The following is a 23,281-nucleotide window of genomic DNA, read 5'->3' on the forward strand; positions in this document are numbered from 1 at the left end:
TTTTTTTGATCTGATATTATTTGCTTACGCGGTAATCGCTGAGTACAACACCAAACTGACCAAGACAGGGCAGACAAAGCGTACATACCAAGGCCAGATGCGACCGAACAAGCTTTTCTCTAACTCAGGGAAACCTGATTTAAGCTCAGCAAAGCGTTGATTGCGATGCCATACCCATGCACCAAACAAGCAGAACAGAAGCGCTGAGACAGGCTGTAGATATTGTGTCGCAGCTGTCGCAACAAAATCAAAGACCTTACCACCGCTGACAATAATGCCAACACTACAAAGCGCGAGCACAATCCCGAAAAACCAGCTCAACACGCCGCGACCAAAGTGAGTGCGCTCAGCAGCCAGTGCGACTGGACCTTCCAACATCGAGATCGATGAGGTCAATGCGGCAATAATCAAAAGACCAAAGAAGATAAAGGCAAGGTAAGGACCCGCAGCACCCAAATTGGTAAACATGGCAGGCATCACACCAAAGACCAAAGCGCCAGAATCAATCAGTTGGCCCTGAGCATCATAGATGGTGACCCCTTGTTTCATGGCCACAAACATCGCAGGAATAATCACTAAACCGGCGATAAAGGCTACAGCCGAATCCACAATGGTCACACTCAAACCCATAGCAGCAAGGTTCTCTTTTTTACTCAGATAAGAGCCGTAAATCACCATAGAACAGCCACCGATGGTAAGCGAGAAGAAACCTTGGCCCATGGCTGCCAACATCAATTTGGGGTCGAAAATTTTGCTAAAGTCTGGAATCAAGTAGTGCTTTAGACCCTGCATGGCACCATCTAAGGTCAGAATATAAATAAACATTAAGCCAAAGAGGACAAACAGCATTGGCATCAAACGTGTCGACCAACGCTCAATCCCGTCTTTCACCCCGGCTTGCACAATTAAAATGGTGAGTAGATAAAAAATGCCTGTGCAAACCAAGCTCACCGACAACACATTGGAGGCCAGTAAAGCACTCAATTCATTGAGGTGGAAAATAGAAGCCAGCGCCGAAAACATCAGTGCAATCAACATGCCGCCAACAATGCTATAAAAGGTGAGTACCGCGGAAGGTACACTTAAGCCAATGCAGCCCACCACACGCCCCGCCACCTTACCCATTGGCGTTGTGGCTAATTTGGCCATGGCATCCACAGGGTTAGCTTGACCATAGCGACCAATCGCCAGCTCCATAACCAACATTGGGAAAGCCACCACAGCAATCATCAGTAGATACATCAATACAAATGCACCACCACCATTTTGCGCCGCTTGGGTCGGGAATCCCCAAATGTTACCTAAACCAACAGCAGCACCTGCCGCTGCAAGGATAAAACCAAGGCGAGAACTAAAGGTTTCGCGTGTTGCACTCATGATTACCGCTCCAAATGTATCAATGCGCTAGTACAATAGTGTTTAATCGTTTAAATGGCAAGCACTATTGAATCATGTTTGGTTGGCCGCACAAAAATCAGCCCATCCATCTGCCATTTAACGCTTCAGCGCATCATCACAACATATAAACCCACTGCAACAACTTGCCAGATTCCTCGGGATGACCAAGAATGACTCACATTTTTTAGAATGAATATTCTGAGCCGCGGCGCGAATTTCGATATGATAGACGCTTCGACGTGAACCGAATAAGGAGCCAGTCATGTCATCAAGTGAACTTATGCTTTGCCCACAATCTCAAGCAGAGCTGTACTCTTTTCACAGCTTTGATGGCTGTCGCATTCTCTATCGACACTGGCCAGCGGAAAATCATAACGGCCGCTTTATCACCCTTTTTCATCGTGGCCATGAACATGGTGCTCGACTAACAGAAATGGCGCAGTTCTATGCGCAGCAGGGTTATCACGTCTTTGCTTGGGATGCCCGTGGCAATGGCGAGTCAGAAGGGACACGTGATTCTGCTGAAAGCTTCTCTGTGCTGACGCATGATGCCGAGCTGTGGATGCGTCATCTCAAGCAGCAGCACCTGCTCGAATTTGAGCAAACCAGTGTCATCGCCATGAGTATTGGCGCGGTCATTGCCGCAGCGTGGGTTCATGATTATGCGCCAGATATTCGCGCCTTGGTACTCGCAGCGCCCGCTTTTCGTATCAAACTCTACGTACCTTTGGCCATTCCATTACTGCGCATTGCGCGTAAAAATGGTTGGATTGAAAACCTCAATAGCTATGTCAAAGCGCGGGTATTAACCCACGATCGCCATGAGCAGCAAACCTTCAACCAAGATCCATTAATCTCACATAGCATTGCCACCGATTTACTGATTGATACCTATGATACCAGCACTCGATTGGTTGAGGACTCAGGTGCCATTCACACCCCAACCTTGATGCTCTGCGCCGAACAAGATTGGGTGGTAAAACGACGTCCGCAGCGCCAATTTTACCAAGGCCTTAGCTCGCCCTATAAAGAGTGGCAATCTCTGCCTGGCTTTTATCACGCCATTTTCCATGAAGATCAGCGCCAACAAGTCTTTGCTCGTAGCCTTGATTTTATTGAGCGCGCCTATGCTAGAGCGCCATGGACACCTGAGCTGAATCAGCAAGATCACTATGGTCCAAGCAAAGACAAATATGACCGTCTATGCATGACAGCCAAACACCCTGGGTACTGGCTCGCAAAACAAGGCATGAAACTACTAGGCCGTATCAGCGATGGTATCCACTTAGGGCTAAAAACAGGCTTTGATTCAGGCTCAACGCTTGATTATATCTACCAAAATCAAGCTTCAGGCAAAGGCAACTTTGGTCGCTGGGTGGATGAGCAATACCTAGATAGCATTGGCTGGCGTGGTATTCGCCTGCGCAAAGCCAATTTAGATGAACTACTCGATACCGTGACGCAAACGGCGCGCAATGAAAAACGCCCCATTCAACTGCTTGATATTGCCACGGGCAATGGTCGCTATATCTGCGATTTTCTGGCGCGTCATCCCGACATTGAAGCAAGCGCAGAGCTGCGTGACTATTGCCCGAATAATATTGCCAAAGTCACTGCGCTCGCCGAGCAAATGGGACTGGGCGAAAAAGTACAAGCCAAGCAAAAAGATGCCTTTGATTTAGACAGCTATGAAAAGCAAGGCAATGTCGATGTGGCTGTGATCTCTGGCGTCTTTGAGCTCTTTAGTGACAACCAACCGATTCAACAGGCATTGGCTGGTGTTGCCAAGCAGGTAAAAGCTGGCGGCGTACTTATCTATACCAATCAACCTTGGCATCCACAGCAAGCCTTTATTGCCAAAGTGCTGGGCGGCCATCAAGGCAATGACTGGGTGATGCGCTGTCGTAGCCAAGCAGAAATGGATGCGCTTGTCGAAGAGGCTGGCTTTGAAAAAATGGGCATGCGCATTGACCGCTTCGGTATTTTTACCGTATCCGTTGCGCTTAGAAAGGACGCTTAATTACCGCGACTCTGAGATAGAACACCGTACAATCAGCCAATAAAAAACGCGCAGCCGCGCGTTTTTTATTGCAAGGTCATATCAGCGCTGCCAATTCAGTTGTAACTCATCGCCAGCGCCTGCTTCAGTCACCAATAAACCTGCGATGGCAATCAAGGTCTCTCCGAAATAGAGCAGTGGCATGCGCGGCCGCTGCCAGCTTGGGATCCCATACTCTTGATATAGTTTTTTCAAATGACGGGAGCCGCCGCGTCCGAGGGGGCGAATATGCATCTCTTTCGGTGCAAAGCAAACCGTCACAGATTCATGAGCAAGCGGCGCGCGAACAGACAGCAGGGATTTAGTGCTCACCTCGGGTTGCCATTTCTCTAAAGAAAGCGTTCCTAGCGCATCTGGTAATACACAAGACGCACTCAAATTAGACCATAGGGCAGACCACTCACTGACATCTTGTTGCAGCGCAAGCCAATATAAACGCTGCTGATAGCGGCGAATTTGTCCCTGCCCAATTTTTAGCTGCGGATTGGCATCGACACGCGCACAGGCAATTTCCTGCCAAATTTTATCAAACTGCGCCAAGCTAGGTTGCTGCGCCGCCCGCTCACTGAGCCAAAGGCGCAATAACTGGGTACGAATCACTTCCGGGTGTTTGGCTAATCCCTCAATGCAAAGACTGCCATCTTGATGGAGCAAAGGCGCATAAAGCGGCTGCAATAAAAGTTGCAATGCTTGCTCTTGCTGCGCACACAGCGCTGCACTACGACTAATGGTGTCGTAAACTGAAGGCCAGCGCGCTGCAAGTGGTTTAAGCACTCGATGACGAATAAAATTGCGGTCATAGTGGCAATCATCATTACTGTCATCTTCCAACCAATCGAGCTGCTGCGCCTTGGCATAAGCTTCAAGCTGCTGCCGCGTCACTGATAACAATGGGCGCAGATGCGCGCCACAGCTAAATGATTGCAACCTTGGCATCGCCGATAAACCGCGCGGACCGCTGCCGCGCTTCATCGCCAGTAAAAACGTCTCCGCTTGATCATTTTGATGATGAGCCGTGAGCAATAGATGATCTGGCCCTAGATGCTCAGCAAACGCTTGATAACGCGCCGCACGAGCGCCTTGCTCAATCCCTTCATCGCGATTGACGAATACTCGCTCCGCAATAAATTGTACGCCATAGGCCTGCGCCCAACCTTGGCACTGAAGCAGCCATTGATCCGCCAGTGGATTGAGTCCATGGTGCACATGCAGCGCCGTAATTTGCGAAAGCGGCCAGCACTGACAGAGCAAATGAAGTAGCACCTGCGAGTCCAAACCGCCACTGTAACCAACAAGGATCTGGGTCTGTGGATTGAGTTCAGATAACTGGCGAGTTAGCGCTTGGGGCAAAGTTGGCATCTTGATGTCATGGCTTACGATTGAAAATGAAAACTCATCATCTGTATCTCGATGACAAAAAGCAAGTGATCAGCGTGAATGAGTATTTTGACGCGATAAATATCAAAGAGGGATATACAAAAGAGAATATAAAAAAAGCGCAAGCTATCGCTTACGCTTTTCTCAATACCAATAAAGCAATTAACAGTAACCGTAGCTCATTAAGCGTTGGTAACGCTGCTCAAGCAGGGCTTCTGTATCAAGCTTGCCAAGCACGGCTAAGTCCGCAGCAATTTGCGCCGATAGATTGGCTGCCATCAGCGCAACATCACGATGTGCGCCGCCCAATGGCTCTGCAATGATGCTATCGATCAAGCCCAGCTCTTTCAGGCGATTGGAGGTGATCCCCATGGCCTCTGCCGCTTGCGGCGCTTTATCAGAATCACGCCATAGGATAGATGCACAGCCTTCTGGTGAAATCACAGAATAGGTTGAGTATTGCAACATATTGACGCGGTCACCCACACCAATCGCCAACGCGCCGCCTGAGCCGCCTTCACCAACGACGTTACAAACAATCGGCACACGCAGGCCAGACATCACTTTCAGGTTACGCGCAATCGCTTCTGATTGGCCGCGCTCTTCAGCGCCCACACCAGGATAAGCACCAGCGGTATCAATAAAGGTAACAATCGGCATTTTAAAGCGCTCAGCCATCTCCATCAGACGCAAGGCTTTGCGGTAACCTTCAGGCTTTGGCATACCAAAATTACGCTTCACTTTTTCACGCGTGTCACGACCTTTTTGGTGGCCAATCACCATGATCGGCATATCGTTCAAACGTGCAATACCACCAACAATCGCTTTGTCATCGGCAAAAGCACGATCACCACGAAGCTCATCAAATTCCGTAAACATGTGCTCAATATAATCCAGCACATAAGGACGCTGTGGGTGACGGGCGAGCTGGGCAATTTGCCAAGCACCTAAATCTGTAAAGATACGCTTGGTGAGATCCAGACTCTTTTTCTCGAGCTGGCTGATCTCTTTTTGTAAATCAACCGCCGCACTCTGATCATGCTTAGAAACGCCACGCAGGGCTTCAATTTTTGCTTCCAGTTCTGCAATCGGTTGTTCAAATTCTAGAAAGTTCAGGCTCATACCAATCTAATTCCACGTACTGTCCATTTCTCTCAGCCTACCTTGAGCGAAGAGATTACACAAATTCTAATTCAACCTGCTTTTGACCAAGCAAGGTACGAAGACTATCGAGCAACGCATCATCTGGCGTCACACGCCACTCAGTGCCAAGTGAAAGCTTGACCCTTGCGTCGCTGCGCTGATAGTAAATACTTACAGGCACGGCACCAGCTCGGTGCGGTGCCAATACTTGATAAAATTGTTCCAAAAAGTTGCCTTGGATCTGCGACTGAGTCACCGTCAAAGCTAAGGAACGGGCATATTTTTCGCGCGCCGTTGTTAAATCAAGGACTTCTCTGGCCGACATTTTAAGGCCACCATTGAAGTCATCAAAGCTGACCTGTCCAGAGATCACGAGAATACGGTCTTTTTCGACTAAATCTGCGTAACGCTCCAAGGTATCTGCGAACAACATCACATCCATTTGTCCAGAGCGATCATTGATCGTTAAAATGCCAAGGCGAGAGCCACGCTTGGTGGTCATCACTTTCGCGGCGACCACTAAACCAGCGATAGTCACCACGCGATCGCGCGCCGTTGCATGAGCATCTTTTAAACGCCAGGTGACATAATGGCTGAGCTCATCGACATAGGCATTGACCGGGTGTCCCGTCAAATATAGCCCTAGGGTATCGCGCTCACCTTCAAGCCACACTTTTTCTGGCCAAGGTGGTACCGCTGCATAGGCATTTTCCACTTGTTCAGGCGCTTGCGTCAGCACCCCAAACATATCGCTTTGACCAAAGGCTTCCGCTTGGTGATGCTGGCCCGCGGCTTTCACGGCATCTTCTAGCGTCGCCATCAAAGCGGCGCGGTGTGGCCCTAAGCGATCCATGGCGCCAGATTGAATCAGTTTTTCAATGACCCGTTTATTGACCTTTTTAATATCGATACGGGCACAAAAATCAAAGAGATCTTTAAATGGGCCGCCCTTTTCGCGCGCCGATAGAATCACATCAATGGGACCTTCGCCCACCCCTTTAATCGCACCAATACCATAAACAATGGCGCCATTTTCATCGACATTAAATCGGTATAAGCCTTTATTGATATCGGGCGGTAGAATGGTCAACTCCATGCGTTTGACCTCATCCACCAAACCGATAATTTTATCGGTATTATCCATATCCGCAGTCATTACCGCGGCCATAAATTCAGCGGGGAAGTGCGCTTTGAGCCACAGCGTTTGGTAAGACACTAACGCGTAAGCAGCGGAGTGCGATTTGTTAAAGCCATAACCTGCGAACTTTTCAACCAAGTCGAAGATTTTCATCGCCAACTCGCCATCGACGCCGTTTTTCACCGCGCCCTCTTCAAACGTCGCGCGCTGCTTGGCCATCTCTTCCGGCTTTTTCTTACCCATGGCACGGCGCAACATATCTGCGCCACCCAAGGTGTAGCCAGAGAGCACCTGAGCAATCTGCATCACCTGTTCTTGATAAAGGATAATGCCGTAGGTTGGATCAAGGATCTCTTTCAGTGACTCGTGTTGCCACTTTTCATCTGGATAGGACACTGCTTCTCGACCGTGCTTACGGTCAATAAAGTTATCCACCATGCCAGATTGCAGCGGCCCCGGACGAAACAACGCCACCAATGCGATCATATCTTCAAAACAATCCGGCTGAAGACGTTTGATCAGATCCTTCATGCCTCGCGATTCAAGCTGAAATACTGCTGTCGTTTCAGAGCGTTGCAGCATGGTGAATGACTTGGGGTCATCCAATGGAATGGATGCAACATCCACCAAATCTAAACCTTGTGCTCGGCGTTTCGGATTAATCAGCCCAAGTGCCCAGTCAATGATGGTTAGCGTACGCAGCCCCAAGAAGTCAAACTTCACCAAGCCTGCATATTCCACATCGTTTTTATCAAACTGAGTGACGGGGTGGTGACCTTCAGGATCGCAATAAAGCGGCGCAAAGTCGGTAATGGTGGTTGGCGAGATCACCACGCCACCTGCGTGTTTACCGGCGTTTCGCGTCACCCCTTCTAGTTGGCGCGCCATCTCAATCAGCGCATTAACCTCTTCATCACTATCACAAACGGCTTGCAGCTGCGGCTCAGCGTCAAAGGCTTTGGCAAGGGTCATGCCTGGGTCTGGTGGTACCAATTTTGAGATGCGATCAACAAAACCGTAAGGGTGTCCCAGTACGCGGCCCACATCGCGAATAACGGCTTTGGCTGCCATGGTACCAAAGGTGATGATCTGGGATACGGCGTCACGACCGTACATCTCTGCCACGTGATCAATCACCTGATCGCGCTTATCCATACAAAAGTCGACATCAAAGTCGGGCATGGACACACGCTCTGGGTTTAGAAATCGTTCGAAAAGTAAGTCAAATTCAAGCGGATCGAGATCGGTAATTTTCAGTGCATAAGCCACAAGCGAGCCAGCACCCGAACCACGCCCGGGTCCCACCGGAATGTCGTTATCCTTAGACCATTGGATAAATTCCATCACGATCAAGAAGTAACCGGGGAATCCCATCTGGTTAATCACATCGAGTTCAACTCGCAAGCGCTCATCATAAGCAGGACGAGATTGAGCGCGCACCTGTGGGTCGGGGAAAAGAAATTCGAGGCGCTCTTCCAAGCCCTCTTTGGACTTCATCACCAAAAATTCAGTTTCTTCCATCCCTTCAGTTGGGAAGGCAGGCAGAAAATATTCACCCAAACGTACAGTCACATTACAGCGCTGAGCAATCGCAACCGTATTACTGAGCGCGGATGGAATATCAGCAAAAAGCTCGCACATTTCATCTTCGCTACGCAGATACTGCTGCGCGCTGTAGTTTTTCGGGCGGCGAGGATCGCTGAGCGTATAGCCATCATGGATCGCAACACGAATTTCATGGGCATCAAAATCCGAGCTTTTGATAAAACGCACGTCATTGGTCGCCACCACTGGCAGATCGTGCGCTAATGCAAAATCAACGGCGTCATGAATGTAGCTTTCCTCATCACCACGGCCAGTACGACAAAGCTCAAGGAAAAAACGGTCATGGGTAAAGGTCTGCTGATAAAAACTGGCAATTGACTCAGCCATACGCTGATTGCCTTTGAGCAAGGCTTTACCCAATTCACCGCGAGTACCGCCGGAAAGTACAATGACGCCCTGCTGATGATTGGCAAGCCAATCACGCTCAATGACTGGGAATCCCTGAATGCTGCCGCGCTGATAGGCTTCTGAAATCAACAAGGTGATATTTTTATAGCCCTCGTTATCCATCGCCAACAAGGTCAGCTCGCAAAGCTCGCCTAAAACTTCACTTTGCAAATAGAAATCAGCACCGATGATCGGCTTCATTCCAGCGCCTTGACTGGCTGAATAATATTTCACCAAACCGCAAAAGTTAGTGAAATCGGTCAAGGCCATGGCTGGCATTCCCATGCTCGCAGCTTGCTTGACCAAAGGACCAACCTTAGCCAAACCATCAATCATGGAAAAATCAGAGTGGACGCGTAGGTGAATAAAACGCGGTTGCGCCATGGCTTGGGCTCTCTATATTGAAAATAAAACTGTCGACATTATGCCAGAAAAAACGCGCCGAATGGCGCGTTAATCTTGGACAAAATGTTGGATTATTCCAATCCAAGGATTTTACGTACCGGCTTAAAGCTGCGGCGGTGTTGATCGATCGCTCCGTGCGCTTCTAACGCGTCGAAATGCGCTTTGGTTGGATAGCCTTTATGCTTGGCAAAGCCATATTGCGGATACTCAGCATCGAGTTCTTGCATCTCACGATCGCGCGTCACTTTTGCCAAAATGGACGCTGCGCTGATCTCAGCTACACGCAAATCCCCTTTCACCACAGCTTGCGCCGGCATCGGCAATTCTGGCGTGCGATTACCATCGATCAAAACAAAATCAGGCATTACTGGCAAAGCCGCAACGGCGCGTTGCATAGCCACCATAGTTGCCTGCAAAATATTGATTTGATCAATTTCGTCAGCTTCTGCACGACCAATGGCATAGGCCAATGCCTTTTCCTGAATCTCAACAAATAGCGCTTCACGCTTTTTATCGGTCAGTTTTTTAGAGTCGGTGAGGCCTTCAATAGGTTTATTTGGATCGAGGATCACCGCAGCGGTCACCACAGCGCCAACAAGCGGGCCGCGACCCACTTCATCAACCCCAGCAATGAGGTTTGCCTGTGGATATACAAAAGGTTCAAAATCAGACATAAGTTTTATCGATTAAATGAAGCACAGCTTTTGCGGCCTGACTGTCAGCATCGCAACGCAAAAGTTGATGAAATTCTTTAAATTGAGTCAATAGTGCTTGGTTATCGCTAGCAAGCAAGCTATTCAGCGCGCCCGCCAATTTTGCTGGCACACACTCTTGCTGCAGTAGTTCTGGCACAATGGGCGCATCGGCAAGCAAGTTTGGTAAGGAAACATAATCGGTTTTCACCATCCGCTTGGCGATAGCATAGGTCAGCGCATTGACGCGATAGCCCACCACCATAGGGCGACCTACCAGCATACATTCCAACGCTGCGGTTCCCGATGCCAATAACACCACATCAGCTGCGGCCATGGCTTGGCGAGCATTATCCACCAATACAAAATCAAGCTCCGGTGCCATGCTTTGCCATGCTTGCTCAAACTGTGCTTTTCGCGCTTCATTGACTAACGGAACGATAAAGGTCAAATCATGGTGTTGCTTGGCAAGCAGCTGACAGGTTTGAATAAAAGGTTCAGCTAGATTTTTTAGCTCACTGCCACGGCTACCCGGCAGCACTGCAAGAATGCGACCTTGAGATTGATTCGCAACATCACGCAAACCGAGCGAACTACGAGCTTGGCCTTTATCAAGATCAAGCGGAATCGCATCAGCCATAGTATGGCCAATAAACTGACAAGGCACATTGAAACGATCATAAAACGCTTTTTCAAAAGGCAAAAACGCCAGCACTAAATCTGTTGCTTTGGCAATTTTGAAAATTCGTTTTTGTCGCCAAGCCCAGACGGATGGGCTGACATAGTGCACCGTTTTAATGCCCAACGCCTTTAAATCCCGCTCAACACGCAAGTTAAAATCGGGCGCATCAATGCCCACAAAAACATCCACTGGATTATTTTTGTAGTATTCAATCAGCTGCGCTTTCACTTTCAGCAAGCGAGGCAAACGACCAAGCACTTCTACCAGTCCCATCACAGCGAGCTCTTCCATCTCAAAAAGAGATTCACAGCCTTGCGCTTGCATGCGTGGCCCAGCAATGCCCACAAATTGTGCATCAGGATATTGCGCACGAACGGCCTGAATAAAACCGGCACCTAAAATATCGCCGGAGATCTCCCCGGCGATAATTCCAATGCGAAGTGGACGGGCGTCCTTTTTCACCATCTCGGTCATTAACGAATAATGCCTCGTGTTGATTGGGCAAAAAATTGATTGAATAGATCGAGCTCAGGAAACTCTTTGGCTTGTTCGATCAACTCTTGCTTCACTTCATCCAGCTGGCGACCAGAGCGATAAATCGCTTTATAGGCGCGGCGAATCGCATGCAAGGTTGGCTTATCAAAACCGCGGCGTTTTAAACCTTCGATATTGACACCAAATGGTGCACAGTGGTTACCTTGCGCCATCAAATACGGAGGGACATCTTGTACAACCGCAGAGCCGCCACCAATCATGCTGTGACTACCCACAACACAGAACTGATGAACCGCAGACATGCCGCCGATAATCACATGGTCACCCACTTTTACATGGCCACCCAAGGTTGCATTGTTGGCAAAAATGCAGCGATCACCCACGAAGCAATCATGCGCGATATGCGCATTCACCATAAATAGGTTATCGCTACCCACTTTGGTCAAGCCTTGATCCTGAACGGTGCCACGGTGCATGGTAACGCTTTCACGAATGGTGTTGCGATCACCAATCTCAAGACGCGTTGGCTCACCCGCATATTTTAGATCCTGACAGCCTTCACCAATGCTTGCGAATTGGAAGATTCGGTTGTCTTGACCAATGGTCGTTGGCCCTTTGATCACCACGTGAGACATGATCTCAGTGCCAGCACCGATTTCTACGTCAGACTCAATCACACAAAATGGACCAATTTTTACATTGGCACCAATTTTGACGTTTTCCGCGATAAGCGCGGTTGGATGAATTTGCGCAGTAGAATCAATCATAGGCTCAGCTCGCGACGTGCACACATCAGTTCAGCAGAACAAACCACTTCACCGTCAACTTTCGCAACACCATTAAAGCGCGCGATACCACGGCGCTCTTTCACAAATTCAACTTCCATCACCATTTGGTCACCAGGAACCACAGGACGACGGAATTTTGCGTTATCGATACTTGCGAAGTAATACAATTCATTTTCTGCAGGGCGACCAAAGGTCTTAAATGCAAGCAAACCTGTTGCTTGTGCCATCGCTTCTAGAATCAATACACCAGGAAAAATTGGCATCACTGGAAAGTGACCCGTAAATTGTGGTTCATTGACAGAAATGTTTTTAATGGCATGCAGATATTTACCTTCTTGGTAGTCCGTCACGCGATCAACCAAAAGAAATGGATATCGGTGTGGCAAAAGATCCTGAATTTCACGAATGCTTAAGGTTTTATTTTCACTACTCAAAGCTGTCTTCCTGCATTTTCAAAACGAGACAAGGCGCAGCTACTGAGCTACGCCTCCATATTCATATTTTATCATCAAATCACTGTGGTGATTATTTTGATTCAAGCGCCTTGATACGCTTGTGCATCTCTTCAATTTTCATGACACGCGCAGCCATTTTACGCCAGTCGCGGTTTTTCAATTGAGGAATACCTGACGAGTAAACGCCTGGCTCTTCGATATCACGGGTCACCATGGTGTAGCCTGTAATATGCACGCCATCACAGATATTGATATGCCCATTAATACCAACGTGACCACCAACAATACAGTATTGACCAATGGTCACACTGCCAGCGATACCTGTTGAGCCAGCAACGGCTGAGCCTTGACCAATTTCAACGTTATGGCCAATTTGCACTTGGTTATCAATAATCACATTTGATGCAATGATGGTGTTATCGATGGCACCACGGTCAATGGTGGTTGATGCACCAATCTCAACATGGTCACCAATCACAACAGCACCTGTTTGCGGAATCTTAATCCAGCGCCCTTGCTCATTGGCATAACCAAAGCCATCGGCACCAATGACTGTATTGGCTTGCACTAAGCAATGCTCACCCATGATCACGTCATGATACACAGCCACATTAGCCCAAAGCTGGCTATATGCGCCAATGCGCGCATTTTTACCGATAAAGCACCCAGCACCAATCACGGCATGATCGCCAATCACTGCGCCAGTTTCGATCACCACATTAGGACCAATCGCCACTTGCTCACCAATGGTTGCATCTTCTGCAATCACAGCACTAGCTGCAATACCCACTGATGCGGCGGTTGGCGTGGTATCAAATAGCTGCGCTACTTTAGCATAAGCGACATATGGGTCAGCGACGATCAGTGCGTTGCCATTGCAATAACTGCGGTCGGCCTCGCGAATCATCACCGCACCCGCTGCTGTTGTTGCTAAATGAGGGCGGTATTTTGCTTTTGATAGAAATGTAATCTGGTCAGATTGTGCTTTATCCATAGCAGCGACAGCGGAGACCAAGTGGTCTCCGTTGCCAACCAATTCAGCACCGAGTTTTTCGGCAAGTGCTGAGAGGGTAAATTGAGTCATGTTCGCCCTATTACTTTTTCATTTCGGCAATGACTTTTGCAGATAGGTCGTCGCCATCTGTGGCGTAGAGAAGTGCTTGAGCATCAACAACCATGTCATAACCTTGCGCTGTTGCTACTTTCTTCACAGCTTCGCCGATCTGTTTCATCAGCTTCATATTCTCTTCGCGCTCGCGGCGATCGCTGTCTTCTTTCAGAGCCTTGGCTTTTAAACGATAGTCAGATTCTAACTCAGCAATTTCACGCTGCAAAGCGATGCGATCATCACTGGACATCAACTCACCATCACGCTTGAACTTTTCAACCTTCTTCTGCGCTTTTTCTTGGATGCGTTTCAGCTCATTAATGCGATCTTTAAATTCGCCCTGAAGCTTTTTACCAATCGCTTCACGTTGTGGCAATTGCTGCATTACTGCACCTAGATTGACATAGCCAACCTTTTCAGCAGCTGACGCAGAAACACTAAATACGCTTGATAACGCAAAAACCAGACCAAGTCCTAATGCTTTGATTGACTGTTTCACAGTATTACTCCTGACTAATTAAAATGTTTGCCCGATGGTAAAGGTAAAGAACTCTTCATCATCGCCTTCAAAGGATTTGATCGGTTGGGCAACAGAGAAAACTAAAGGCCCCATGGGTGACATCCACTGCAATGCAACACCATAAGATGCGCGAATATTACCTGGGTCTGAATAATCAAAATATTGATCCGCGCCTGGTCCTGTATAACCAGGCTGGAAGGTTGCTTCCGTATCCCACACGCTGGCCGCATCCACAAAGAAACTCGTTCTTACTTGGCGTTGTGTGCTCTCTTCAAGGAATGGCGTTGGGAAAATTAGCTCTAAACTTGCTAATGCCACCGCATTACCACCCGTTGAATCATCGGTCACTTCGGTAATACAGTTATTATTACCACCACCGTTGCAGCCTGAACTATAAACCGCTTTTGGACCTGCGGTATTAGAACGGAAACCACGAAGACTGCTAAAACCACCGGCATAGTAGTTCTCGTAGAATGGTAAGATATAGTCACCACCTTCAGATGAGCCATAGCCATTACCATATCCCAGACGGCCACGCATAAGCAGCGTAAAGTCTTCCGATTTGGTCAACGGCAAGTACTGGCGAACATCATATTGTGCCTTGAAAAATTGCACATCAGAGCCCGGCGTGGTGATCTTAAAATAGGCGCGCTGGTAGTTACCCGCTGTTGGAAAATAACTTTTATTGAGGTTATTTCGAGACCATGAAATCGATGCGAAGAAATCATCGGTTTCGATGGTACTACCATCATTAATTTCATCAATGCCCAAGCTTTGCGCAAATTTTCGCGCCTGATCATGCTGCGGCGGGTTCGAAATTTTGTTGTGATCGTAACCAATACTAAAATCGAAATAGTTCAGCTCATCAAAGGGGAAACCCCAGCTCAGGCTCGCACCATAACTACTGTTGGTATAATCAACAATGTTCGCGTCGGATGCTTCAAATTTGTTGTAATAAATTTTACCACCGAGGCTAACGCCATCCATGGTGAAATAAGGGTCGCGATATTCTAAGCTGATATTTTGCTGGAAATCGTTGGTCATCGCACTGATGCCCAAGCGGTTGCCGGTGCCGGCAAAGTTATCTTGCTGCAAACCAATCTGGAAACTTACCCCAGATTCATTACCGTAACCCACACCGAAATTCACCGAGCCCACATTAGCTTCAGCAACATCATAAATGATGTCCACCTGATCTGTGGTGCCAGGAACGCGCTCAGTACGCACATCAACCGTTTCAAAGAAACCCAATCGATTTAAGCGCGTTTTACCCGTTTCGATAGAAGCCGCATTAAGCCATGCACCTTCCATTTGACGCATTTCACGACGTAGGACTTCGTCTTTGGTTACTGTGTTGCCGGTAAATTGAATTGAGCGAACATAAATACGCTCACCCGGCTCAATATTGACATAGAGTTTGACCGTTTGATTTTCATCATCAAACTCTGGAATGGTTTGAATTTGAGGGTAGGCATAACCGACATCGGCCAGACTTTTCTTGATTTGCTCTTCAAACCCCGTCATTGCAGAGCCGTTATAAACATCGCCGACTTTGAGCGGCAACTTTGCCATCAACTGATCTTTGAGCCCTGCTGCATCACCGCGAAGCGCAATCGACTCAACGGTGTAAGGCTCACCTTCACTAACGGTGAAAGTTACATAAACATCTTGTTTGTTTGGCGAGAGCGATACGCTGGTTTGTTCAACACGAAACTTCAAATAGCCGCGATCTAAATAAAAGCTGCGAATGGATTCAAGATCGCCAGCAAGCGCTTGCTTTTGGTACTTATCGCTACCGAAAAAATCCCACCAAGGTAAATTAGCACTGAGCTGCATTTTTGCAGCGAGATCATCATCACTAAATTGCTCATTACCAACGAAGTTGATTTGACGAATTTTAGCTGCTTCGCCCTCTTTAAAGACCAAGCGCACATCAACACGGTTACGTGGCAAAGGCGTCACAACAGCTTGTACATCAGCGTTATATTTACCCACGCTGTAGTAAAAATCTTCAAGACTTTTTTCAATATCACCCAAAGCAGTGCGATCAAGCGCTTCACCTACCGCAAGGCCAGCAGCCTCTAATGAAGGCGCGAGTTGCTCCTCTTTGAGATCATCGTTTCCGGCATAAACAATGCTGGCAATGGTTGGACGTTCGCGCACAGTGACCACAATGGTATTGCCTTGGCGTGCCACTTGCACATCTTCGTAATTACCAGAACGGAAAAGCGCACGAATTAATGCAGAAATATCCGCATCATTGACGCGATCACCAACACGAATCGGACTTTGCAATAGGGCAGCACCAAGAGTGACTCGCTGAAGTCCCTCAAACTGAATGTCAGAAACGGTAAAATCTGCACTAGCAATCGCCTGTGAGCTTGAAAGCATCAATGATGCGAGCAGTAATTTTTTCATTGCCATTGTAATAGTGATGAATCCTTGCGTTTACTACCTAGGGTTTCAACAGACGAAAGAAGTCGTTATATAACGCTAACACCATCATCATAATGAGAAGTGTCGCGCCCAATCGAAAACCAATTTCCTGAATTTTCTCAGGCACAGGCCGACGAATTACACCTTCAATTGCAAAAAACAGCAAATGTCCCCCATCAAGTACGGGGAGAGGTAGCAAGTTGACGATCCCTAAATTAATACTAATCAATGCCATAAAGGAGAGGAAAAAGACCAAGCCATAATCGGCGGTAATTCCTGCACCCTGTGCAATGGACACTGGACCACTTAAATTATTGAGTCCAATATCACCACGAAACAGTTTGCCTATCATACTGAAAGTAAATTCAGTCATCTTCAAAGTTTTGTCAAAAGCTTTGCCAAGCGCAACCAAAGGCCCGTATTGACGTTCAAACTGATAGGCTTTTGGATAAGGCTCAAACATTGGCTGCACGCCAGCCAATCCGATCAGCTTGTCATTTCTTGTTTCAGGTGTAGGCGTCAAATCAACATGCAACGTTTGGCCATCGCGCTCAATCGTCAATTGCACAAGTTGATTCGGCGAATTCTGAATAACCTGAACAAAACTCGACCAATCTTTGAGCGGCATCTGATTCACCGCAACAATGTGATCGCCCACCTTCAACCCTGCCTTTTCTGCCGCACTATTTGCTGAGATAAGGCCAAGCTCAGGAATGACCTGAGGCTGAAATGGTTTCAAGCCTAGCGCGCTAATCGCTGACTCTTGGTCAGGTTCAAATTGCCAATTCGCTAAGTTGACGACATAAGATTGAGATTGCCCTGCAGCATTGGTCAAAGTGAGCGTTAGTTGTGGCTCACCAATTTGCTGAACCAGAGCTAAATTCACCTCATCCCAATCCCGAGTTTGGATGTCGTTTACTGCAGTAAGTTCCATTGGCGATGAAATTTCTATCGCCGATACCACACTGTTGGGCTCTGTGCCTTCAACAATGGGCTTGAGTGATGGAATACCAATCAGAAATGAAAGCCAATAGACAAAAAAGGCAAGCAAGAAATTTGCAATAGGGCCAGCAGCAACAATCGCACTACGTTGCCACAGCGGCTTATGGGTGAATTCTTGGCCTAACAGCTCATCAGGAACCTGCTCATTGCGAGCATCCAACATTTTGACGTAGCCGCCTAAGGGAATGATCGCCAACACATATTCAGTGCCGTCTTTACCGGTGCGGCGCCAAATCGCTTTACCAAAACCAATGGAAAAACGATGCACTTTCACACCGCATCGGCGGGCAACCCAAAAGTGGCCAAATTCATGGACGGCGACAAGAATGCCAATGAGTAAAATAAATGCGCAGGTATTCCAAATAAAAGCTGTCATCTCAATCTCTTACCTATTTCAACCTGAGCCAAAGTGCGCGCCATTGTATCCACAGCCATCAGGCTTTCCAAGTCATCTGCTGAAGCTTGAGGCAGAGTTGTGAGCACTTGCGCATTGACAGCAGCGATCTGGTCAAAATCAATACGACCACTTAAAAATGCGGCCACAGCTTCCTCATTGGCCGCGTTCAGCGTCGTAGTTGCCACTTGTCCTTGATGGCAGGCTTCAATTGCCAATGACAAACACGGATAGCGTGCAAAATCAGGCGCTTCAAAAGATAGAGTGCCCACCTGTGTAAAATCAAGCGGTGCAACCCCAGAAGCCATACGATGAGGATAGCTCAAGGCATAAGCAATCGGGGTTTGCATACTTGGTTGGCCAAGCTGCGCCAGTACAGATCCATCTTGGTACTGCACCATGGAATGAATCACGGATTGTGGATGAATCACCACTTTTAGCTGCTCTGGGCGAGTATTAAAAAGCCAGCGCGCTTCAATATACTCCAAGCCCTTATTCATCATGGTGGCTGAATCAACGGAAATTTTAGGCCCCATGGACCAATTCGGATGCGCAATGGCCTCGGCAGGCGTGATTGCGGCAAAGGTCTCTAATGGACGCTGACGAAAAGGGCCACCTGAGCCGGTGAGCAAAATATGAGAAATACCCGCCGCATCAAGATCGCAGGCACCAATCTGTTGTTGAGCCTGCACTGGCAAGCACTGGAAAATCGCGTTGTGTTCACTATCGACCGGTACGATTTGAGCGCCGCTCTTTTCTGCCGCACGAATAAATAACTCACCAGACATCACCAGTGCTTCTTTGTTGGCCAATAGAACACGCTTTCCGGCATTCACTGCAGCCATGGTCGGAACCAATCCTGCGGCACCTACAATCGCCGCCATGACCGAGTCAACCTCTGGCAAACTGGCAATCTCTGCCATACCCGACTCACCAGCGAGCACTTGCGTACGTGACCCGATCGCTTTTAATTGTTGCTCAAGCTGATGGGCTGCGTCGATATTCGCCATCGCGGCATAATGTGGTTGCCACTGGCAACACAATTGATAAAGGGCATCGACATTGCTGCCGGCGCCCAGTGCGTAAATTTCAATGGATTCGCGGTGAAGCGCCGCGACATTGAGGGTTGACTGACCAATGGAGCCAGTCGCACCCAAAATGCTAATGCGTTGCATGAATTACCCCATCAAACCAAGATAGAGTAGCGCAAAAATAGGAAATGCTGCGGTCAGGCTATCGATGCGATCTAAAATGCCACCATGGCCAGGTAAAATCGCGCCGCTATCTTTGATATTAGCCACACGCTTAAACATACTTTCGACCAAATCGCCCAATACAGAAATCACCACAGTGATCGCAATGACACCAAGGAATACTGGCCAATTGTTCACAGGTAATTGGAACCATGTTGCAGCGCCCCAACCCACTAACATGGCGAGTAATGCGCCACCAAACAAACCTTCAATGGTTTTATTGGGGCTCACTTTCGGTGCCATTTTGTGTTTACCAAAGGATTTACCGGAGAAATATGCGCCACTATCGGCAGCCCAAACCAATAAACAAACAAACAAGACCAACTGCGCACCGAGCCATGCACTAGAGCCTTGCGCCATTTTTAGCAAACTCACACTCCACAAAAATGGCATCAGCGTCAGCATACCGCTGACCAATTTAAATACAGTACTTGATTGCCAAGCTTGCGCAGAGCGCGGATAGCTCAAGGTCAATGCGGTGGCAATCCCCCACCAAATCGCACCAATCACTAAGACAGCTTGACTCACAGTGTGGTTTGCTAACTCAACCAAAGAGAGAGATTGCCCAGCCATCGCCATTGCCACCAGCGCCGGAAGCGGCAAAGACATAGCTAGAATAATGGTGGTTAATACATTGTTTTTACCGTGAACAAAACCACTCCACTCCCAGCACCCAACTAGGGTGACCAGCGTCATGACTGCAATAAATCCGGCTAAAGGTAGATAAAAAATACCTGCAATGACTAATGGCGCCAAAATAAGCGCAGTCAAAATGCGTTGCTTTAACAAACTAAATCCTCGTTATTCACTGGCCGTAGTGAGCAATTGAGAAATCTGCTCACCGGTACAACCAAAACGACGCTCTCGATTAACATACCAAGCAATCGCTTCAGCAAAGCGGTGCTCATCAAAATCAGGCCAAAAGGCCGATGTAAAATAAAGCTCCGCATAGGCCATTTGCCATAGCAAAAAATTACTAATTCGTTGTTCGCCACTAGTGCGAATCATTAAGTCAACATCAGGTAAATCACTTAAACAAAGTGCTTTAGCAAAAGTTGACTCATCCACTTGAGATGCATCAAGCTCACCTCGCTCTACAGCTGTCGCCAGCTGCTGCGCGGCCTGTACTATATCCCATTTACCACCATAATTGGCGGCAATATTTAAGACCAAACCTTGATTATTTGCGGTCAATGCTTGGGCTTTGGCAATTTGCTTTTGCAATGCGGGAGAAAAATTCGACAAGTCACCAATGATTTGTAACTTGATTTGATGTTTGTGCAGTTTCTTCACTTCACGTTGAAGCGCATGCAAAAAGAGCTTCATTAGCAAGTCCACCTCATCTTGAGGTCGGCGCCAATTTTCACTACTAAAAGCAAAGAGGGTGAGCGCTTGAATGCCGAGCTGAGCGGCAGTACTCACCGTGCGACGGACGGCTAATGCGCCAGCACGATGTCCAGAAATACGCGCTTTACCGCGGGCTTTTGCCCAACGCCCATTACCATCCATAATAATGGCAATGTGTTTAGGAAGTGCGTCTTTTTCAAGAGAAAAAGGCGACGAATCGGTCATGATGTGTCCTTCAAAAATAAAAGCGCTGTGCGACGACAGCGCTCTATTTTAGCGATTTTCAGAGAAAATACTTAGACCTGCATAAGATCTTTTTCTTTCGCTGCAAGCACGTCGTCCATTTTCTTAATTGCGGCATCCGTAATTTTTTGAATATCTTCTTGTGCGCGGCGATCTTCATCTTCTGAAATCTCTTTATCTTTCAAAAGTCCTTTCAGATCAGCGTTGGCATCGCGACGAATGTTACGAATAGCCACACGGCCTTGTTCAGTTTCACCACGAACAATTTTGATCAAATCTTTACGGCGCTCTTCAGTCAATGCTGGTAGTGGTACACGAATCACAGTACCGGCAGACATTGGATTAAGACCTAGATCTGACATCATGATCGCTTTTTCAACTTTCTGTGTCAGCTCTTTATCAAATACAGTAATCGCCAAAGTACGTGCATCTTCAGCAATCACGTTTGCAACTTGATTCAAAGGTGTTGGGGCACCGTAGTACTCCACCATGATGCCTGATAGCAGACTTGGGTGCGCACGACCCGTACGGATTTTTGAAAGGTTATTACCCAAAGCTTCAATGCTTTTTTCCATGCGCTCTTGCGCGTCTTTTTTGATTTCGTTAATCACGGTTTCACCTTTTATTCTATTGTTGCTGTCGCATCACGCGACAGCATTCAAACCTTAAGAGATCAGCGTACCTTCTTGCTCACCCATCACTACGCGACGTAGAGCACCTGGCTTATTCATGTTAAATACACGAATTGGCATCTTGTGATCACGCGCCAGTGTAAAGGCCGCGAGATCCATCACTTTTAGCTCTTGCTCAAGCACATCTTGGAAAGATAGTTCGCTATATAGCGTCGCATCAGGATTCTTAACAGGATCCGCGTCAAATACGCCGTCGACTTTGGTCGCTTTGAGCACCAAATCGGCTTCAATCTCAATACCACGCAAACACGCTGCTGAATCTGTGGTAAAGAATGGATTACCAGTACCGGCAGAGAAGATCACCACACGACCATCACGCAATTGACTAATTGCATCGGCCCAGTTGTATGAGTCACACACGCCATTCAATGGAATCGCAGACATGAGTTTCGCGTTCACATAAGCACGATGAAGCGCATCGCGCATCGCCAAACCGTTCATCACAGTGGCCAACATACCCATGTGATCGCCAACAACACGGTTCATACCAGCTTGCGCCAACCCTGCACCGCGGAATAGGTTGCCGCCGCCGATAACCATACCAACTTGCACACCAAGCTCAACTAATTCTTTAATTTCTTGCGCCATGCGCTCCAGAACTTTGGCGTCAATACCAAAACCTTCCTCGCCCTGCAGTGCTTCACCACTGAGTTTGAGCAAAATACGTTGATACATTGGTTTAGGATTCGTGGTCATTGGGTACCTTCCAGGCTACAAATTAAGTGTTTGTGTTGTAAAAAGACCGCAGCCAAGGCCACGGTCTTCTTTGCAAGCATGTCGCGAGAGGATTAACCTTTCTGCGCCAATGCTACTTCTTCTGCGAAGCTTAGGCCTTCAGCTTTCTCGATACCTTCACCAACTTCTAGGCGGATGAAGTTAGAAACAGAAGCACCTTTCTCTTTTAGCACTTGGCCAACAGTTTGCTTAGGTTCCATGATGAATGCTTGACCAGTTAGAGCGATCTCGCCGGTGAATTTCTTCATGCGGCCTTCAACCATCTTCTCAGCGATTGCTTGTGGCTTGCCTTCGTTCATCGCGATTTCCACTTGAACTTCACGCTCTTTAGCCACTACGTCTGCTGGTACGTCTTCTGGGTTTACATACTCAGGACGTGATGCAGCAACGTGCATTGCGATGTGTTTTAGAGTTTCAGCATCGCCTTCACCCGCTACAACAACACCGATTTTCTCGCCGTGACGGTAAGAAGCAAGTGCAACACCTTCGATGTACTCAACGCGACGTACGTTGATGTTTTCACCGATTTTAGCAACAAGTTCAACGCGCGCTTCTTCGAATTGCGCTTGAAGCTCTTCGATGCTTGCTTTAGAAGCTGCAGCAGCTTCTGCAACTGCGTTTGCAAATGCAGCGAAGTTACCATCTTTAGCAACGAAGTCAGTTTGGCAGTTGATTTCAACAAGTGCAGCAACACCGTTTGATTCTTTGATGATGATTGCGCCTTCAGCTGCTAGGTTGCCTGCTTTTTTAGCAGCTTTTGCAGCGCCAGACTTACGCATGTTCTCAATCGCAAGTTCGATATCAGCGTTTGCTTCTACAAGCGCTTTTTTACATTCCATCATACCTGCGCCAGTACGCTCACGCAGTTCTTTAACTAGGGCAGCGGTAACTGTTGCCATGATTAAATCCTCGATTTTCCAACAAGTG

At 47.8% G+C, this 23,281-nt stretch carries 19 protein-coding genes; 1 reads left to right on the top strand and 18 read right to left on the bottom strand.

All coding sequences use genetic code 11. The features are described from left to right. Positions 1-24: 24 nt before the first annotated feature. Positions 25-1,377, bottom strand: a complete 1,353-nt coding sequence (locus L9P36_RS10480) for a sodium-dependent transporter (RefSeq protein WP_237466611.1) — start codon at positions 1,375-1,377, stop codon at positions 25-27. Between the two features lie 283 nt (positions 1,378-1,660). Between L9P36_RS10480 and L9P36_RS10485 the strand changes: the two genes are divergently transcribed. Further along, entirely contained in the window at positions 1,661-3,418 is a 1,758-nt protein-coding gene (locus L9P36_RS10485; RefSeq protein WP_237466612.1) for an alpha/beta fold hydrolase, read from the top strand. Between the two features lie 81 nt (positions 3,419-3,499). On the opposite strand, the gene tilS is transcribed toward L9P36_RS10485, so the two are convergent. The 17 genes from tilS to tsf all read right to left on the bottom strand — a co-directional run bounded on the left by tilS (position 3,500) and on the right by tsf (position 23,253). Next, positions 3,500-4,816 carry a tRNA lysidine(34) synthetase TilS gene (gene tilS, locus L9P36_RS10490; protein WP_237466613.1) on the bottom strand — a complete coding sequence of 439 codons (1,317 nt, stop codon included), beginning with the start codon at positions 4,814-4,816 and terminating at the stop codon, positions 3,500-3,502. A 180-nt stretch (positions 4,817-4,996) separates the two neighbouring features. After that, entirely contained in the window at positions 4,997-5,956 is a 960-nt protein-coding gene (accA, locus tag L9P36_RS10495; RefSeq protein ID WP_237466614.1) for an acetyl-CoA carboxylase carboxyl transferase subunit alpha, read from the bottom strand. 55 nt (positions 5,957-6,011) lie between these two features. Next, a complete protein-coding gene (gene dnaE, locus L9P36_RS10500; RefSeq protein ID WP_237466615.1) occupies positions 6,012-9,491 on the bottom strand; it encodes a DNA polymerase III subunit alpha in 3,480 nt (1,159 codons plus the stop codon). A 92-nt stretch (positions 9,492-9,583) separates the two neighbouring features. Next, positions 9,584-10,186: a ribonuclease HII gene (gene rnhB / locus L9P36_RS10505; RefSeq protein WP_237466616.1), complete on the bottom strand. Its 603-nt coding sequence runs from the start codon at positions 10,184-10,186 to the stop codon at positions 9,584-9,586. Then, complete coding sequence (lpxB, locus tag L9P36_RS10510) at positions 10,179-11,348, bottom strand: lipid-A-disaccharide synthase (protein ID WP_237466617.1); 1,170 nt, start codon at positions 11,346-11,348, stop codon at positions 10,179-10,181. The genes rnhB and lpxB overlap by 8 nt, the downstream gene beginning before the upstream one ends. Before the next feature lie 11 nt (positions 11,349-11,359). Beyond that, positions 11,360-12,148 carry an acyl-ACP--UDP-N-acetylglucosamine O-acyltransferase gene (gene lpxA, locus L9P36_RS10515; RefSeq protein ID WP_237466618.1) on the bottom strand — a complete coding sequence of 263 codons (789 nt, stop codon included), beginning with the start codon at positions 12,146-12,148 and terminating at the stop codon, positions 11,360-11,362. Beyond that, positions 12,145-12,603, bottom strand: coding sequence for a 3-hydroxyacyl-ACP dehydratase FabZ (gene fabZ / locus L9P36_RS10520; RefSeq protein ID WP_237466619.1), 459 nt, complete (start codon positions 12,601-12,603; stop codon positions 12,145-12,147). Before fabZ ends, lpxA begins: the two co-directional genes overlap by 4 nt. 91 nt (positions 12,604-12,694) lie before the next feature. Beyond that, positions 12,695-13,708, bottom strand: a complete 1,014-nt coding sequence (gene lpxD / locus L9P36_RS10525; protein WP_237466620.1) for a UDP-3-O-(3-hydroxymyristoyl)glucosamine N-acyltransferase — start codon at positions 13,706-13,708, stop codon at positions 12,695-12,697. Positions 13,709-13,718: 10 nt separating this feature from the next. Continuing rightward, positions 13,719-14,231, bottom strand: coding sequence for an OmpH/Skp family outer membrane protein (locus L9P36_RS10530; protein WP_237466621.1), 513 nt, complete (start codon positions 14,229-14,231; stop codon positions 13,719-13,721). Between the two features lie 18 nt (positions 14,232-14,249). Next, positions 14,250-16,676 carry an outer membrane protein assembly factor BamA gene (gene bamA, locus L9P36_RS10535; protein WP_237466622.1) on the bottom strand — a complete coding sequence of 809 codons (2,427 nt, stop codon included), beginning with the start codon at positions 16,674-16,676 and terminating at the stop codon, positions 14,250-14,252. Between the two features lie 31 nt (positions 16,677-16,707). Continuing rightward, a complete protein-coding gene (rseP, locus tag L9P36_RS10540) occupies positions 16,708-18,066 on the bottom strand; it encodes a sigma E protease regulator RseP (protein WP_237466623.1) in 1,359 nt (452 codons plus the stop codon). Then, a complete protein-coding gene (gene ispC / locus L9P36_RS10545) occupies positions 18,063-19,259 on the bottom strand; it encodes a 1-deoxy-D-xylulose-5-phosphate reductoisomerase (RefSeq protein WP_237466625.1) in 1,197 nt (398 codons plus the stop codon). Before ispC ends, rseP begins: the two co-directional genes overlap by 4 nt. Positions 19,260-19,262: 3 nt before the next feature. Next, a complete protein-coding gene (locus L9P36_RS10550; protein WP_237466627.1) occupies positions 19,263-20,126 on the bottom strand; it encodes a phosphatidate cytidylyltransferase in 864 nt (287 codons plus the stop codon). Positions 20,127-20,138: 12 nt separating this feature from the next. Next, positions 20,139-20,909 carry a polyprenyl diphosphate synthase gene (gene uppS, locus L9P36_RS10555; RefSeq protein ID WP_237466629.1) on the bottom strand — a complete coding sequence of 257 codons (771 nt, stop codon included), beginning with the start codon at positions 20,907-20,909 and terminating at the stop codon, positions 20,139-20,141. Positions 20,910-20,980: 71 nt separating this feature from the next. Further along, a complete protein-coding gene (gene frr, locus L9P36_RS10560) occupies positions 20,981-21,538 on the bottom strand; it encodes a ribosome recycling factor (RefSeq protein ID WP_237466630.1) in 558 nt (185 codons plus the stop codon). Between the two features lie 54 nt (positions 21,539-21,592). Further along, entirely contained in the window at positions 21,593-22,315 is a 723-nt protein-coding gene (gene pyrH, locus L9P36_RS10565) for a UMP kinase (RefSeq protein WP_237466632.1), read from the bottom strand. Between the two features lie 92 nt (positions 22,316-22,407). Further along, positions 22,408-23,253, bottom strand: a complete 846-nt coding sequence (tsf, locus tag L9P36_RS10570) for a translation elongation factor Ts (RefSeq protein ID WP_237466633.1) — start codon at positions 23,251-23,253, stop codon at positions 22,408-22,410. Positions 23,254-23,281 lie beyond the last annotated feature (28 nt).

The organism is Vibrio stylophorae (assembly GCF_921293875.1).
Taxonomy (GTDB): Bacteria; Pseudomonadota; Gammaproteobacteria; order Enterobacterales; family Vibrionaceae; genus Vibrio_A; species Vibrio_A stylophorae.

Excerpts from the sequence above, each read along its gene's own strand:
- L9P36_RS10485 (WP_237466612.1), top strand. The coding sequence starts at position 1,661 with ATGTCATCAAGTGAACTTATGCTTTGCCCACAATCTCAAGCAGAGCTG.
- uppS (WP_237466629.1), bottom strand. The coding sequence starts at position 20,909 with ATGACCGATTCGTCGCCTTTTTCTCTTGAAAAAGACGCACTTCCTAAA.
- ispC (WP_237466625.1), bottom strand. The coding sequence starts at position 19,259 with ATGCAACGCATTAGCATTTTGGGTGCGACTGGCTCCATTGGTCAGTCA.
- bamA (WP_237466622.1), bottom strand. The coding sequence starts at position 16,676 with ATGGCAATGAAAAAATTACTGCTCGCATCATTGATGCTTTCAAGCTCA.
- tilS (WP_237466613.1), bottom strand. The coding sequence starts at position 4,816 with ATGCCAACTTTGCCCCAAGCGCTAACTCGCCAGTTATCTGAACTCAAT.
- L9P36_RS10480 (WP_237466611.1), bottom strand. The coding sequence starts at position 1,377 with ATGAGTGCAACACGCGAAACCTTTAGTTCTCGCCTTGGTTTTATCCTT.
- accA (WP_237466614.1), bottom strand. The coding sequence starts at position 5,956 with ATGAGCCTGAACTTTCTAGAATTTGAACAACCGATTGCAGAACTGGAA.
- rnhB (WP_237466616.1), bottom strand. The coding sequence starts at position 10,186 with ATGTCTGATTTTGAACCTTTTGTATATCCACAGGCAAACCTCATTGCT.
- pyrH (WP_237466632.1), bottom strand. The coding sequence starts at position 22,315 with ATGACCACGAATCCTAAACCAATGTATCAACGTATTTTGCTCAAACTC.
- lpxD (WP_237466620.1), bottom strand. The coding sequence starts at position 13,708 with ATGACTCAATTTACCCTCTCAGCACTTGCCGAAAAACTCGGTGCTGAA.
- dnaE (WP_237466615.1), bottom strand. The coding sequence starts at position 9,491 with ATGGCGCAACCGCGTTTTATTCACCTACGCGTCCACTCTGATTTTTCC.
- tsf (WP_237466633.1), bottom strand. The coding sequence starts at position 23,253 with ATGGCAACAGTTACCGCTGCCCTAGTTAAAGAACTGCGTGAGCGTACT.
- lpxA (WP_237466618.1), bottom strand. The coding sequence starts at position 12,148 with ATGATTGATTCTACTGCGCAAATTCATCCAACCGCGCTTATCGCGGAA.
- rseP (WP_237466623.1), bottom strand. The coding sequence starts at position 18,066 with ATGACAGCTTTTATTTGGAATACCTGCGCATTTATTTTACTCATTGGC.